The following is a 14803-nucleotide window of genomic DNA, read 5'->3' as shown; positions in this document are numbered from 1 at the left end:
TTTAAGCCGTAAACCTAAAATCGATTAGAAGAAAGATAGTCTTGAAGCATAATCGTTGCAGAAATTTCATCGATCAGTCCTTTGTTTTGACGCTGTTTTTTGCTGAGTCCGCTGTCGATCATGGTTTGAAATGCCATTTTTGAAGTAAAACGCTCATCAACACGAACCACTTTCATGTCAGGAAAAACATTTGAAAAATGAGTTACAAAACCTTTTATAATAGAAGCACTTTCCGAAGGCTGTCCATTCATTTGTTTTGGTTCGCCAATTAAAACTGCTTCGACTTTTTCTTTGGCAAAATAATCTTTTAAAAAATCAATCAAAGTATGTGTCGGAATTGTAGTCAAACCTGATGCAATTATTTGCATTTCATCGGTAACAGCAATTCCGGTACGTTTTTGTCCGTAGTCTATGGAGAGAATTCTTGGCATTTTATTTTTTTAGCAGGTTTACTTTAAAACAATTCATTGTATTTTAGAATACCAATAATATAAACAATATCTATTTCTGATTCAATTCTAATAACTACAGTGTAGCCCTTAAAAACATAGTCTCTATATTTTTCTTCTTTAAAATAAATGGACTTTTTAAAGTGAAAAGGGCTTACTAAATCTTTTTTAATATTTTTAAGCAGATCCTTTTTAAATTTTCTTGCTGCAATTGGTTTATCTTTCGCTATATATCTTATCTGTTCTTTTAGTTGCAATATAAAATCTTCAGTAAAACTAACTTTAATATTTAGAGATAGTTTTTTCTAAGATTTCATCGACTTCCTCAAATGAATAAAACTTTGCCGTGCCGTTATCAATTTTAGCCGCTGCGGCTTCGAGCTTTCTTTTGTTTTTAATAAAATTAGGATCAACAAAATTATTCTCCTCAACTATCTTCAATTCATCAGAAGAAAACGAACTTAATAATTTCAAGATCTTATCTTTGATTTCTGGCTGAAATTCTAATCTAATTGCTTCCATAATATTTTTATTTTACAATACAAATATAGTGCATTTTCTACGCGAATTTTCCATATTTAACATTACAGCAATTGGATATTTAAAATAAAAAACCGCTTTAAAAAACTTCAAAGCGGATTCTTCCAAAATATTCAAAACCTAAAAATTCAAATCTACCTATTAAATAATCTTCTAAAAAAACCTCTTTCCTCCTCTTCTTCCTCTGCTTGCTGTTCATATTGCACAAATTTAGATTGTGATTTTTCATGCTCAAGAATCAACTCCTTAATATATTCAACGTACGTCCTCTTTTTCTCTTCCAGAAATCCGATTAAATATTTTTCACTGAATTCAACACCGCTGGCCGCTTCAATCTGCAAAAGTTTTTTATACAACGGCTCAATATGCAATGAAATCACCTCATGAGGAACCGATTGCCTTCTTCCAAAATAATTTACAATTACGCCATTCTCATCTTTTGCAATTTCAAAATCGGTAATAACCCAGTAATATCTGCCAGATTTTGCTAGATTTTTTACAATGGCATGAAAGTTTTTCCCTTGTTTCAGATTCTCCCAAAGCACTTTAAAAATAACTTTTGGCATATCTGGATGACGTATAATATTATGAGGTTGTCCCATTAATTCATAATCTTCGTAACCTGAAACATCGACAAAGACTTCATTAGCATATTCAATAATACCAAAGGCATTTGTTTTACTCATAATAACCTGTGTCTTGTCCCAAGTAACTTCTTTATCGATTATTGCAATTTTGCCTTGAAGTTGATTTTCCTGATTCATAATGTTGTCGTACTTATTAATTTGTTTTGGAGTAGTTCAATCAATTTCAATTGTTTTCATTGAAATTAACGGCGCGAAATTAATCTGAAGAAAAAAGACAAAATCTGATTTATGTCATATTTTGATATAAAAAAAACTTCTAGAGGTATTCCAAAAGTTATAGATTAATTTAGAAATTATTTTATTTATCAAATTCACAACAAAATGTTACACGCATAACACTTTCAAAAGGTTTTACTTTTTCGCTTTTGCACAAATACCTTATCTTTGCCAAAAATTAAAACTTATGAATTCTTTACAGACTATAATTGAACAAGCTTGGGAAAACAGAGCTTTATTACAAGAAACTGCTACAACTGATGCTATCAGAGAAGTTATCGAACTAGTAGATGCAGGAAAATTACGTGTTGCTGAACCTGTTGGCGAAGGCTGGCAAGTAAACGAATGGGTTAAGAAAGCGGTTGTAATGTATTTCCCAATTCAAAAAATGGAAACATGGGAGTCTGGTATTTTTGAATACCACGACAAAATGTTGCTAAAAAGAGGATATGCTGAAAAAGGAATTCGTGTAGTGCCAAATGCTGTTGCGCGTTACGGAGCATACATTTCTAGCGGTGTTATCTTGATGCCAAGTTACGTAAATATTGGTGCTTATGTTGACGAAGGAACTATGGTTGATACTTGGGCAACTGTTGGAAGCTGTGCACAAATTGGAAAAAACGTACACTTAAGCGGTGGTGTTGGAATTGGCGGCGTTCTTGAACCATTGCAAGCTGCTCCAGTTATCATTGAAGATGGTGCCTTTATTGGTTCTCGTTGTATTGTTGTAGAAGGAGTTCACGTGGGCAAAGAAGCTGTTCTTGGTGCTAACGTTTGCTTGACTGCTTCAACAAAAATTATCGACGTTACTGGTGATGAGCCGGTTGAAATGAAAGGTTTTGTTCCTGCACGTTCTGTTGTAATTCCTGGAAGTTACACTAAGAAATTTGCGGCTGGAGAATTCCAAGTTCCGTGTGCATTGATTATTGGTACTCGCAAACCATCTACAGATTTAAAAACTTCATTAAATAATGCACTTCGCGAATACGACGTTGCGGTGTAGATTTAAAAAAAATCAAATTAAAAATCCAAATTCCAATGTAATAATTGGAATTTGGATTTTTTTTTGCATTATCAGAAAAAAAAATTATACTATTGCACAAATTTTACAAGATTTAAAACTGCCCGTTTATGTCTACTAAAAATAAAAAATTATCTGTCATTATATTAACTTATAATGAGGAATCCCATATTAGTGATGCAATAAAATCTGTCGCATTTGCCGATGAAATAATTGTTTTAGATTCTCATAGCACTGATGCAACTGCTGAAATTGTTATAGATCTTGGCGCTGAACTTCTTTTTAGAAAATTCGATAATTATTCGAATCAAAGAAATCATGCCATTGAATCTGCAAAAGGTGAATGGATTCTTTTTCTTGATGCCGATGAAAGAGTTACTCCTGAACTTAGAGATGAGATTCTAGAGAGCATCCATTCAAATAAATCTGATGCCTACAGAATCTGGTTTCCTCACTTTTTTATGGACCGCTTCTTATTTCATTACACCGATAAAGTAACGCGCTTGATGAAAAATGAAAATCTTCGTTTTGAAAATGAAGTGCATGAGAAATTAGTTGTAAAATCAAAGCCGCCTGTACTTAAAAACTACATGATACACTACACCTATAAAGGTCTGTTCAATTTTATTTACAAAAAAGATAAATATGCATGGTTTCAGGCCAAAATGTCACACCAAAAAGGAAAAAAAGCAACTCTTTTTCTATTATTCTTTAAACCTTTTTACCGATTTTTCCATACTTACTTTGTAAAAAGAGTTTATCTTGATGGTGTTCCGGGATTAGCTGCCGCTTCGATTGATGCGTATGGCGTTTTTTCTAGATATGCAAAAATGGTATTGCTTGAAAAAGATCTAGAATAATTTCAATTTTCCAAATCGTATTTTCAATTTGAAAATCATTAAGTTATCGAATCCTTTAATATCAATACGTTTGATTTCATAATTGTCTTTAAATGGAAATGCATTAGGTCTATTTCCTATTTTTAACCCAAATTTCATCTTATTTTCCTTGAGTAATGTTTTGAAATTTGCATTTTCGACACCTTCTTTTTGGTAATTCCCGTACGGATATGCAAGTGCGGGAAATACTTTAAGGTTATGCTTTTTGATTTCCTCTTCGCAGTTTAAAAAATCATTTTCGATTTCTGCCGCGCTTAGCATTTCATATTTGTTATGCCCATACGAATGATAACCCAGCTCAATTATATCACTTGGCAATTCTTTTAATTGCTCCACAGACATAATTTTTTGCTCTGGTTCTCCTGTATCTTTATTCCATGAATCCGTTTTTCCTATGTATTTAAAGGGAATAAAGAAACTGGCTTTTAAGTTGTATTTTTTTAATAAAGGCAGAGCAAAAATTAACTGATTTTCAGTTACGTCGTCAAAAGTTAGGATAATGCTTTTTTGAGGAATCGTTTCCATTTTTTCTAATTCAGAAAAATGAAATGTCTTATAATTATTGTCTCTTAAATATTGAAATTGTCTTTCTAAATTTTGTACCGAAACTGTCAATTTATTACAATCTGAAGCAGATTGGCATACATTGTGGTACATTAAAATTGATAATTTAGACATTTTAATTAATTTTCGACAAAGTTATGGTTTTTAACATTATTTTTGGCGAAAAAATCAGAAATCGTGTTGGCCGAAAAAATAAGCATCATCTCTCTTTGTTACAATGACGAGACCTACATAAAAAAGCATTTCGACAATTTATCATTTGCCAATGAGATCATTCTAATTGACAATAACAGCACGGATAAAAGTGTTGAAATTGCAAAAGAATTGGGTGCGACTGTTATTACGCAAAACGACAAATTGAAAGCTGATTGTATAAAATCAGCAATTGAGTCTGCAAAAAACAATTGGGTAGTATTACTTAACTGTACAGATCATCTTTCTGAGAAACTCATAAACGAAATGAGTTCTGAAATTTCCAAACCAAAAACTCAAGCATCGTATTTTGCTGGGCAAACCTTATTTTTCTTTGGAAAAACAATAAAATATGGCGTGTTTTTAACCCGAAAGAAGCTCTTGATTTTTGACAAAACGAGACACTCCTTTACCCAAAGTGCATATAATAGCCTATTTAAGAGACCAAAACGCTTCAAAAACAAAATAGAATCTTTTGCATACAAAAATTTTGATGATTTTAGCAACAGAGTAAATATAGTACGAAAAGAAGAGGCTTTAGTTTTGTTTAAGAAAAACAAGAGACCCAATATTTATCATTTTTTTATAAAACCATTTTTCATTTTTATAAATCAATTTTTTCTGAAATTAGGTTTTCTTAATGGTCGTGAAGGATTTATTTTAGCTTATATATATGCTTTTTCTATATTAAAACGTTATTTTATCCTATGGCTGTTATATCGTAATATGGATTGATTTTTCTCAACACATTTTATAAAAAAGTTAAGCCTTAATCAAAATACTCAAACTATTTAAAATGAAAATATTAGTAATACAGCAGAAAAGAATTGGAGACGTTTTGCTAAGTTCAATCCTTTGCAATAGCTTGAAACAAGCTCATCCAGACGCCACAATAGACTTCATGTGTTATCCTAATTGTAAAGATGTTTTGCTTGGAAATCCAAATATTGATTCTATAATATTGCTTCCAAATGAAACGCGAAAATCATATCCTTCATTATTTAAGTTTTTTTTTGAGATTAGAGCCAAAAAATACGATATTCTTATAGATGTATACGGAAAATTAGAAACCAATTTAATAACATTATTTTCTGGTGCAACTAGTAAAATATCGTATTACAAGTGGTATTCTTCATTGTTTTACAACCATAATCTTAATCGACTGCCAAAAGAGGCTAAAACAAAATACGGTCAAGCAATCGATAATCGACTTTTATTGTTACAACCATTAAATCTGAATCCAAATTCGATCAATCCATATCCAAAATTATATGTTGATCCTAAAGAAAATGAAGAAGCATTAGCTTTATTCCAAAAGCATAATGTAGATCAAAACAAGAAAATTATAATGATCAGCCTTTTGGGAAGTGAGAAGATTAAAACATATCCTTTAGAATATATGGCTGAAATCGTTGAATATGTAGGCCAAAATAATGATGCCGAAATTCTATTCAATTACTTTCCGAGCCAAATCGAAGATGCACAGAAAGTACACAATTTATGTTCAAAGGCAACTCAGAAAAAAATACATTTTGACTTGCTAGCTGGCAATTTAAGTTCTTTTATCGCTATAATGGATCTGTGTGATGTCATTATAGGAAACGACGGAGGCGCTATAAATATGGCAAAGGCATTAAACAAACCTTCGTTTACTATTTTTTCTCCTCATGTTGACAAAAACGATTGGGCAACTTTTGAGGATGGCAAACAAAATATTTCTGTGCACTTAAATGACTTTAAACCCGAATTATTTAGCAAATTGGGCGATAAAGAAGTAAAGCCAAATACACTTCAATTGTATACTCAATTTACTCCTGATTTTTTCAAAGATCAAATCTCCTATTTTTTAAACGAGAATTTGTAGTCATCAATATTGTCAAGAAGCAAAGGCAGATCTTATTATTTTTTCCAGAATTTTAATTTCTTTTTCAGTCTTTGCTTTCTAGCGAATTTTTCTTGAAAGTCGCATGTCTCCTGCCACATTTTTTCAAAAATTTCAGCCTCTGTTTTGCTAGGATAAAGTTTAGCATACTCATTACTCATTACAGCGATCATATTTTTTTCAGGCGTCAAACGTCTCAAATTATGCATTCTTTGCTCAAAACTCATAGTCTCGTGAAAATCCATTCGGTTTAAATCGACCAAGAAGAATTCGTATTTATTGTCTGCAACCTTCTTTATCAAAGTATTTCCAGGAGAATGGTCTAGAAACTCAATTCCTTTTTCATGAAGATCAAAAGAAAATCTGGTAAACTGTCTTAAAATATTGTCTCCATCTGGATAATCTGGAATTAGTATAAGTTCTCTATAAGTTAATTCTGTTACTAAATGCTCACTTACATAATAACTGTCTTTTAAACCTAACGCATTAAAATTTTCAACGAATGCAATTGGTTCCGGTGTACCAATACCTTTACTCAACAGAATTGTAGCATATTCATAAGAACGTTCTGCCTTAGATTTTCTAAAAAACCTATAAACAACTTTATTTACCAAATTAGGAATCTTAAATGATTTAATATTAATTGTTTTACCATCAAGATCAAATAACTTAATAATGTTGCGTTGTCCGTTACCAAAAATAGTTCCAGAAACATTGAAATCTCTAGTAACACCAAGAATAGATGAGATAGCGTTTAAAAAAACGGGGTTTACTCTAAAATTCATTTATGATTTTTTATAGACGGCAAAAATACGCATAGAATATAATACTTCAAACGAATATGCTATTTCATATTCATTAAATCGCAATAAACATAGCGGTTTGCCGTAAATTGTTTTTTTGTTTGTTTTTAACTTCCAAAAACACATAATTCCTTTAAAAAAATACGCATTTTCAAAATGGAAAACGGACATTTTGCTTTTATATTACTTCAAAGCAAATTAAACTGAAATAAATATGTTTTCATCTTAGACACCAAAAAAGAAAAAAGGTTTAATCTTAAAATAAAAATGCATGATTTTAAAATTTGACATTAGTCGTTATTCAACTCAAACCACTTAACTTCATATTGATTTTCAAAAGATTCTGGAGAAACATGAAGATCTTATGTAAAAGTAAGAATATCTTTTGAGTTTTTTATTTCATAACAGAGTTTACCATATACAGTTTAAAATATTTATGAATTGATTAATGTTGTATAGGCTTCGGCTGTATTTCTTGCAATCACTGGAGCTATAAAACCTTTTTTAACAGCAAATTTACCATTTTCAACAAAACTGTTCTGCAAATTTTTATCCCTTAAAAGTAAATTTATATTATCTCCTAAACTTTTGAAATCTTTAATAGGAGCAATAAATCCATTAACACCATTTGTTATGATTTCTGGCACAATTCCTACGTTAGTTGAAACTATCGGAACGCCAATCAGCATAGCTTCTAAAACAGAAGTCGGTCCCCCTTCTCTTTGAGATGTCATTAAAAAAACGTCAAATTCCTTGTTTAAAGCAGATGCATCTTCAATGGTATTAGTAAAAACAACATAATCTTGAAGATTTTTTTCAGTAACGTGCTTTAAATATTCATTTGTACGTTTTGTATAATCTCCTATCTGAAAAAAAACAAGATCTTTTCTATTCAGTACATTTACTAAATAGTCTGCTGTATTTACAAACGTTTCTAAATCTTTTGCTTCTGTGTGATTTGCAATATTTCCAATTAAAAATCTGCCTTCAGCAACTTTATATTTTTCTCTCAAGCTAACTTTTGGCTTCTTATTTACGATTTCTAGAGGAACACAATCGGGAACAACCGTTAATTTTGATTTATTTGAAGCAGAAAGCGCTTCTGCAAAATTCTCTTTAACCGCATTTGAAACACAAAAAACAGCATGAATTGCTTTTGAATTATACTTGAAATTACTCAAAAAACTACTGCTCGCACTGATTGCTTTTTTAGAAAAAACAACTTTTGCATTTAGCTTTAAAAACAAATTACTTAACACATAAAACGTCAAAGAATTGCTGGTATGAAGATGAATTAAATCAGGCTTAATATCTTTTATCAATTCTTTAAACTGTTTATAATTTGAAAATTTTACAAGCTTTCTATTTTTAGCGGGAATAAATGAAATATTATTTTCTAAACATAGCTTTTCTAACACTGTATCTTTAATTCCGAAAACTACATTTTCAATTTCTAATTTATTCAATTCTGGAATACAATAAACTAATTGTTGTTCATTTCCGCCCCATGCCTTTGCTCCTGATATATGCAATACTTTCATAAAAAGATGATTTCACAGCTTGCAAATATAAAATAAAGTAGGAAAAATTATGTTAAAAATAAATCAAATCTAGTTCTTACATTAAAAACAATCTTTAAATTTTAGTGATAAAGTTTTTTAGGTGATGAATTGGCAAAGCAAAATCGCAATTGATCTTGCGTGATTTTGCTTTGCTTTTATTTTTATAAAAAAGTACTTAATACTTGTTAATTATAGGTTTCCAAAAATCGATCACTTTTGGCTTATTAATTCCATGACAACCAAAAGGGAGTTCGTTATTTGTAAGTTTCATTCCGATATTTGGTTTTCTATCTAATGCAAAATAAATTGCTTCTTTATAGTCTGGAATTTTAAAATTCTTTTCAAATTCAGGAGCTTTTAAGGACCAAAACACATCTTCTATAGCATAGATTTTCTTTTTTTCTTCTTTTAGAAAATCAGAAATAAATTGCTGATATTTTTTTGTTATTACATAATGCGACGCCACTTTACGCAATGAGAATCCACCGTTTCCTGATTTATAGAATATCTGATGTCTTTCTTGTTTTTTCTTAGACAGCTTTCGAACTAATTTATGATAGTACTTTAAAAACACAGTATCTTCCGGAGTTGCAAGCCACGGAGCTCCAATATAATCATATCCTTTTTGGCACCATTTTGTCAAGTCATCCTTAAAAACAAAAGCATCTAATTGGTAAATCAAAATGTATTCAGAATCCAAGAAGCTTTCGTAAAATAGTGGCGACAAAAGCAATTCATTATAACCGTCAATAGAAGTAAAATATTTTTTCGGAAAACTTTTAGCCGAAATATTCTCAAACTTGCTAGTCAAATAAGAATGATTTAATCCTTCTGGATGCACAATTACAATTTCATAGTCTTTCAAGACTTTGCAACATTGCAAAAATGATTTTTCTTCGAGTTCACCAAAATATTCCTTGTAAACAGGAATAATTACTTTTACTAATTTTTGAGACATGTGGTATTTTGTGGTATTTTAAGATTAATCTGCAAGAATGCGATTTGAACCACATTCTTGTTTTTGGACATTTTAACTTAAGCAACAAAAATAATCTTATAAATTACAAAAACTCGATTATTGTAAATAATTTTAAACTTTATACGAAGAAGAAATATTAATTTTGCAATAAAATTACATTCCATTTTACAATGAACGAAGAAATAATCAATGCTTACGAAGTAATTAAAGAAGGAGGAATTATTCTTTATCCAACTGACACTGTTTGGGGAATTGGTTGCGATGCGACTAACCCTGAAGCTGTTGCAAAAATTTACAAATTAAAACAACGTGCCGAAACACAAAGCATGATTGTTTTGATGAACGGAGAAAAGATGATCTATAATGTTTTCAAAAACATTCCCGAAGTTGCTTGGCAAATCTGGGATTTATCAGACAAACCAACAACTTTGATTTTGGATGACGCTAGAAATGTTGCGCCAAATATTATTGCAGCAGATAAATCATTGGGTGTTCGTTTGGTAAAAGAGCCTTTCTGCTTCAAGTTGATGGAAAGAATGAAGAAACCTTTAGTTTCTACTTCTGCTAACATTTCAGGACAACCTACTCCAATTGCTTTTAAAGATATTAGTCCGGAAATAGTTAATGGCGTTGATTATGTTGTGAAACTGAATCAAGATAAAATAAACGGAAAATCATCTACAATTATAAAATTGACGAACGATTCGCAAGTAAAAGTGATTCGTAAATAGTTTTTTTTTTCAAGTTTCAAGTTTCAAGTTACAAATAGAACGTGGAACCTGAAACTTGAAATTTTAAACCGTTTTCAAACTCTCAATAAGCCAATCTATATCTTCTTTTGTGTTGTAGTGGCTGAATGAAATTCGGAGATTTGGTAATTTTAGATCCGCCTCCGAAAGCATTTCTTTTAAAACATGAGAAGGTTTTATGCTTCCTGACTGGCAAGCGCTTCCTCTTGAAACCGCAATTCCTTTCATATCGAGACTAAACAAAAGCATCGAAGTTTTGTCTGAAGAAAAAGGCAGAATTATATTGATGATATTGTAGAAATCCTCTTTTTTACCGTTAATTCTAAAACCAGGAAAATGAATTTCCAACTGTTGAATCAAGTACGATTTTAACCCCGAAATATAAGTTCTTTCTTGATCGAGATTTTCATACGAAATTGATAATGCTTTTGCCATTCCCGCAATTTGATGAACAGCTTCGGTTCCGGCACGCAGACCTTTTTCTTGCTCTCCTCCGAAAATCAACGGTTGTAAGCCCGAATTTCTTCGCACAAATGCAAATCCAATTCCTTTTGGTCCGTGAAACTTATGGGCACTTGCTACGATAAAATCAACTGGGATTTTTTGAAGATCAATTTCTGTTTTCCCCACAGACTGTACTGTATCTGAATGAAACAATGCATTATACTGCTTGCAAATAACTCCAACTCTTTCAAGATCTAAAATTGTCCCTGTTTCATTATTTACATGCATCAAGCTTACAATTGTCTTTTTATCTTCTGAAAGCAAATTAGACAAATGCGTCAAATCAATACTTCCATCTGGATTAACATTTACGTAATCAACCAGGATTCCGTAATCAGACTCCAGCGCTAAAACACTATATAAAACAGCGTGATGCTCAATTTTTGAAGTAATGATTCGCTCGACTTTTAAATCTTCAACAGCAGAACGCAGAATCCAGTTGTCGGCCTCAGTACCGCCAGAAGTAAAAATAATTTCTTGTGCGGCACAATTTAAATGCTTGGCAATGCTTTTTCTAGAAAGTTCCAAAATGGTTTTTCCATTTCGTCCAAAACTATGTGTAGAAGATGGATTCCCAAAATCTTCTGTCATAACTTTTGTCATTTCCTGAATTACTTCAGGACGCATGGCACTTGTAGAGGCGTTGTCGAGATATACTTTTTTCATTGCTGCAAAGTTATGAAATATCAATTGTCCAATCTTCAATATCATTTGCCAAATTTTTCACTATTTTTGACCCAAATAAAATTACGATGAAAAAATATGCAAGCCTTCTATTATTTGCGCTTTTACTAAATGGTTGCGATGATGGTGATTTAACGGTAGAAAACATTGACTTTAAAGACATAACAGCAACAAGCTGCGACGCAACTAATACGTTAATTTACAAGCTTAAACCTCAGGAAGCTTTAATATTACAAATGCCTGAAAACCAACTTGCAACTCAACCTGACACTATAACTTACAATCTTGACAATAGCCAATATCGCTTTTTTTACAGAACGTATGATGGAACGGTATCAAAATCAAACATTTGCGATGCAATACCACCAGCTACGCCAAATATCAATCAAGAATGGTATGCAATTGGAGGAAAAATAGAAATTGTTACTACAGCTCTTTACAAAAGTCCTCCACCAACAGATGGACATACAGAAATTGAAGGTTATAATCACAATATTACCTTTAATGGAATTACATTTTCTAAACCAGGACCTACTCAAGTTGAAGATAATTTTGTTTTTGGAGATTTTAAAACTACTGTAACTCCTGTTGTTGTTGCGTTTACAGACGAAGTTGCAAAATATTGTGATGTACAGAATAAAGTTTACAACAATAATCTATCAAACTCATTAGTAATCGAAAATTTAGACAAAAACTTAATTAAACCAGAAGATACTCCAATAGGACAGCCTAGAAAAAGCTTGATCAATGCAAGCTCTGGAACTCCTGCAGTCATTTCAAATAATGTTTATTACAGAACTTATAACACGAATTTGCCAGAAGCAACAAAAGACTATTATTGTACCAACACAACACCTACGAGCCCAACCGTAAAAGATACTTGGGTAGGCGTTACAGGTGAAGCAAATGTAAGTGGAATTATAGAAGTGACCACCACCCATAACAATAATGTATACAAGCATAAAGTTGTTTTGAGAAACGCTAGTTTGAAAAAAGGCAACAATACTTTTAAACTTGCAACCGAATTTGTTTTAGGAACCGTAACTACTATTGCGCCCTAAATTACAATCTAAAAAAAACGAAGCAAAAAGCTTTTCATATTCTTACAAAAAAACATCCGTTTTTCAAACTGATTTTATAACAGAATCAAGTCGAAAAACGGATGTTTTTTTATGCTTTGAAAACAGCAATTTTAAGGCATGAAAAATCAGATCATTTATTGTTTTGCCTAAAATAAACTTCAGTTGCTCCAAGTCCATATTTTTGATAATTGGCATCTTGAAAATCTATTCCGTCGTAACGTCCCAATAAAAAATCAAGTTCGGCTTTAAGAATTCCTTCACCGACACCATGAATAAAAACAATTTTAGGAATCCTGTTTTTGATCGCAAATTCGATATGTCTTTTTGCAGTTTCAGTCTGCAAAGTCAAAATATCATAATTTGACATACCACGTTTATTTGGGACTAATTTTTCGATGTGCAAATCAAATTCTGGAACGGCAATATCGCGTTTATCTTTCTTTTCTTTTACAAAACTGCGTGGTTTTGGCTCTGTTTTTTCTTTTTTGATCTCATCTAAATCAATTCTTTTAATAGAATTCATTAAATCGCTGGTTTCTTGAATTTTAATTAATTCATTGACAAAAAATGTCATCATAAAACCATCTTCAGTTTCAATCAAAACTTCGTTATTTTTAACCGAAACCACCGTTCCATTTATAGCTTCGTCTAAAACCGAAACCTTGTCTCCTTTACTCAACATTATCTTCGTCTTTATCTTGATTTTTACTTGGCGTTTTTGCACTCAGTTGCATCATTCCATACATGAAAACTACAATTGCAACAATCATGATGTAGATATTTTTTTCTTCAGAAACTTGCTCATAAAGCGCTACTCCAATTGCAAGAATCATTATTAAAATTTTAAAGGCTTTCATTTTTTCTAGTATATAAGATTTCAAAAGTATGAAACTTTAAAATAGCAGTTTGCCAATTCTAAAATCACATCCAATATTTTTTTGTAAAATTGCAAAAAATACCTTGATTGAATTTCGAAAATTATATGGTTCCCTGCTTCTTCAAAATGCTCTTCGGATTTGACTGTTTAGGGTGTGGTTTTCAACGCGCCTTATTCTTACTTTTTCATGGCGAATTTTTAGGCGCTTTCAAAATGTATCCGGCACTTTATTCGACTCTTTTATTTTTCGGTTTTCTGCTTTTTTACTTTTTCGACAAATCAAAAAAATACAAAAAAGCAGTTTGGAATTTTGCTTTCATCAACCTCATTTTTGTTATCGCCGGTTATTACCTCAAGCATTTTTACTTCTGATTTTTGTCCCGAAGCTTCGGGATTATTTTTTGATCTGATTTAAAATGTCATTCATCATTTCGATTTGAACTTTTTGAATTTCGATTAATTCTTGTTGCTGGTGCATAATCAAATGATCAATTTTATCATGGATCATTCTGATCTCCAATTCCGATTTTAAGTTGATCATAAAATCTTTTTTTGCACGATTTCTGTCTTTTTCTTCCTGACGATTTTGACTCATCATGATCACTGGAGCTTGCAAAGCTGCAATACAGGACAAAATCAAATTAAGCAAAATAAACGGATACGGATCAAAACCTTTGTTCATCAAGATAAAAACATTGGAGCCAATCCAGATTACAATAAAAAAGACAAACGAAATGATAAAAGTCCAGCTTCCGCCAAAATCAGCTACTTGATCGGCCACTTTTTGTCCAAGATTTCGTGTTTCTTCTTCATCTTCAACAATACTTACTATTGATTTATCTTCTTTCAACGAAGAAATAACGTTTTTTTCAAGATCCGAAAGCATTCCAATTTCTCTTGACAAATAATTCGAAATATACTTTTGGCGGTATTCATTCAATTCATGCACTGATATGCAGTCATCATCACAAAACGAAGGGTGATCTTTCGTTATAAGACTCAAAATAGGATCGTGAATTGATTTTCCACAGATTTTCTCACTTTCTGAAAATTCAATACCAGAAATTGCGCTTTTAAAAGTTGAATTATTTTTCATTTTAGGGATTTTATAAAGCTAATTTAAGCAATTAACTTCTTAGGAGTTACATCTTAA

19 protein-coding genes are annotated in these 14803 nt (G+C 31.4%); 7 read left to right on the top strand and 12 right to left on the bottom strand.

Annotated elements, in window-relative coordinates; translation table 11 throughout:
• Positions 1 to 14: 14 nt before the first annotated feature.
• The 4 genes from ruvX to EYY60_RS15425 all read right to left on the bottom strand — a co-directional run bounded on the left by ruvX (position 15) and on the right by EYY60_RS15425 (position 1753).
• A complete protein-coding gene (gene ruvX, locus EYY60_RS15440) occupies positions 15 to 431 on the bottom strand; it encodes a Holliday junction resolvase RuvX (protein WP_132990215.1) in 417 nt (138 codons plus the stop codon).
• Positions 432 to 454: 23 nt separating this feature from the next.
• Positions 455 to 736: a type II toxin-antitoxin system RelE/ParE family toxin gene (locus EYY60_RS15435; protein WP_132990214.1), complete on the bottom strand. Its 282-nt coding sequence runs from the start codon at positions 734 to 736 to the stop codon at positions 455 to 457.
• The gene (locus EYY60_RS15430) at positions 732 to 971 is read right to left on the bottom strand and encodes a hypothetical protein (RefSeq protein ID WP_132990213.1); all 240 of its coding nucleotides are present in this window, start codon (positions 969 to 971) and stop codon (positions 732 to 734) included. Before EYY60_RS15430 ends, EYY60_RS15435 begins: the two co-directional genes overlap by 5 nt.
• Positions 972 to 1123: 152 nt before the next feature.
• Complete coding sequence (locus EYY60_RS15425) at positions 1124 to 1753, bottom strand: PAS domain-containing protein (RefSeq protein ID WP_132990212.1); 630 nt, start codon at positions 1751 to 1753, stop codon at positions 1124 to 1126.
• A gap of 286 nt (positions 1754 to 2039) precedes the next feature.
• Between EYY60_RS15425 and EYY60_RS15420 the strand changes: the two genes are divergently transcribed.
• Both EYY60_RS15420 and EYY60_RS15415 read left to right on the top strand, forming a co-directional pair.
• Entirely contained in the window at positions 2040 to 2855 is an 816-nt protein-coding gene (locus EYY60_RS15420) for a 2,3,4,5-tetrahydropyridine-2,6-dicarboxylate N-succinyltransferase (protein WP_132990211.1), read from the top strand.
• A 128-nt stretch (positions 2856 to 2983) separates the two neighbouring features.
• Positions 2984 to 3733 carry a glycosyltransferase family 2 protein gene (locus tag EYY60_RS15415; RefSeq protein WP_132990210.1) on the top strand — a complete coding sequence of 250 codons (750 nt, stop codon included), beginning with the start codon at positions 2984 to 2986 and terminating at the stop codon, positions 3731 to 3733.
• Here the strand turns inward: EYY60_RS15415 and EYY60_RS15410 are convergent.
• Positions 3725 to 4450: a polysaccharide deacetylase family protein gene (locus EYY60_RS15410; protein ID WP_132990209.1), complete on the bottom strand. Its 726-nt coding sequence runs from the start codon at positions 4448 to 4450 to the stop codon at positions 3725 to 3727. The two genes, EYY60_RS15415 and EYY60_RS15410, sit on opposite strands and share 9 nt — an antisense overlap.
• Positions 4451 to 4513: 63 nt before the next feature.
• Here EYY60_RS15410 and EYY60_RS15405 point away from each other — a divergent pair, with 63 nt between their 5' ends.
• Both EYY60_RS15405 and EYY60_RS15400 read left to right on the top strand, forming a co-directional pair.
• Positions 4514 to 5263, top strand: coding sequence for a glycosyltransferase (locus EYY60_RS15405; protein WP_235832348.1), 750 nt, complete (start codon positions 4514 to 4516; stop codon positions 5261 to 5263).
• A 61-nt stretch (positions 5264 to 5324) separates the two neighbouring features.
• On the top strand, positions 5325 to 6392 hold the full coding sequence (locus tag EYY60_RS15400; protein WP_132990207.1) for a glycosyltransferase family 9 protein: 1068 nt from the start codon (positions 5325 to 5327) through the stop codon (positions 6390 to 6392).
• Between the two features lie 35 nt (positions 6393 to 6427).
• On the opposite strand, the gene EYY60_RS15395 is transcribed toward EYY60_RS15400, so the two are convergent.
• The 3 genes from EYY60_RS15395 to EYY60_RS15385 all read right to left on the bottom strand — a co-directional run bounded on the left by EYY60_RS15395 (position 6428) and on the right by EYY60_RS15385 (position 9733).
• On the bottom strand, positions 6428 to 7195 hold the full coding sequence (locus EYY60_RS15395; protein WP_132990206.1) for a Kdo domain containing protein: 768 nt from the start codon (positions 7193 to 7195) through the stop codon (positions 6428 to 6430).
• 452 nt (positions 7196 to 7647) lie between these two features.
• Positions 7648 to 8754, bottom strand: a complete 1107-nt coding sequence (locus EYY60_RS15390; protein WP_132990205.1) for a glycosyltransferase family 4 protein — start codon at positions 8752 to 8754, stop codon at positions 7648 to 7650.
• 196 nt (positions 8755 to 8950) lie between these two features.
• Positions 8951 to 9733: a DUF5672 family protein gene (locus EYY60_RS15385; RefSeq protein ID WP_132990204.1), complete on the bottom strand. Its 783-nt coding sequence runs from the start codon at positions 9731 to 9733 to the stop codon at positions 8951 to 8953.
• Between the two features lie 191 nt (positions 9734 to 9924).
• Between EYY60_RS15385 and EYY60_RS15380 the strand changes: the two genes are divergently transcribed.
• Complete coding sequence (locus EYY60_RS15380; protein ID WP_132990203.1) at positions 9925 to 10485, top strand: L-threonylcarbamoyladenylate synthase; 561 nt, start codon at positions 9925 to 9927, stop codon at positions 10483 to 10485.
• A gap of 63 nt (positions 10486 to 10548) precedes the next feature.
• Here EYY60_RS15380 and EYY60_RS15375 read toward each other — a convergent pair whose 3' ends face one another.
• Complete coding sequence (locus EYY60_RS15375) at positions 10549 to 11673, bottom strand: cysteine desulfurase family protein (protein WP_132990202.1); 1125 nt, start codon at positions 11671 to 11673, stop codon at positions 10549 to 10551.
• A gap of 86 nt (positions 11674 to 11759) precedes the next feature.
• On the opposite strand from EYY60_RS15375, the gene EYY60_RS15370 reads away from it, so the two are divergent.
• Complete coding sequence (locus EYY60_RS15370) at positions 11760 to 12752, top strand: hypothetical protein (protein ID WP_132990201.1); 993 nt, start codon at positions 11760 to 11762, stop codon at positions 12750 to 12752.
• Between the two features lie 151 nt (positions 12753 to 12903).
• On the opposite strand, the gene EYY60_RS15365 is transcribed toward EYY60_RS15370, so the two are convergent.
• The gene (locus tag EYY60_RS15365) at positions 12904 to 13455 is read right to left on the bottom strand and encodes a Smr/MutS family protein (RefSeq protein WP_132990200.1); all 552 of its coding nucleotides are present in this window, start codon (positions 13453 to 13455) and stop codon (positions 12904 to 12906) included.
• On the bottom strand, positions 13445 to 13630 hold the full coding sequence (locus EYY60_RS15360; protein ID WP_132990199.1) for a hypothetical protein: 186 nt from the start codon (positions 13628 to 13630) through the stop codon (positions 13445 to 13447). Before EYY60_RS15360 ends, EYY60_RS15365 begins: the two co-directional genes overlap by 11 nt.
• 125 nt (positions 13631 to 13755) lie before the next feature.
• On the opposite strand from EYY60_RS15360, the gene EYY60_RS15355 reads away from it, so the two are divergent.
• Positions 13756 to 14022 carry a DUF2752 domain-containing protein gene (locus tag EYY60_RS15355; RefSeq protein ID WP_317128872.1) on the top strand — a complete coding sequence of 89 codons (267 nt, stop codon included), beginning with the start codon at positions 13756 to 13758 and terminating at the stop codon, positions 14020 to 14022.
• A gap of 22 nt (positions 14023 to 14044) precedes the next feature.
• On the opposite strand, the gene EYY60_RS15350 is transcribed toward EYY60_RS15355, so the two are convergent.
• The gene (locus EYY60_RS15350) at positions 14045 to 14746 is read right to left on the bottom strand and encodes a DUF1003 domain-containing protein (protein WP_132990197.1); all 702 of its coding nucleotides are present in this window, start codon (positions 14744 to 14746) and stop codon (positions 14045 to 14047) included.
• Positions 14747 to 14803: the final 57 nt, after the last annotated feature.

It is taken from the genome of Flavobacterium zhairuonense (assembly GCF_004352915.1).
Lineage (GTDB): Bacteria > Bacteroidota > Bacteroidia > Flavobacteriales > Flavobacteriaceae > Flavobacterium > Flavobacterium zhairuonense.
Note: the sequence above shows the minus strand (reverse complement) of the source record. Positions and strands in the feature narration are given on the sequence as shown.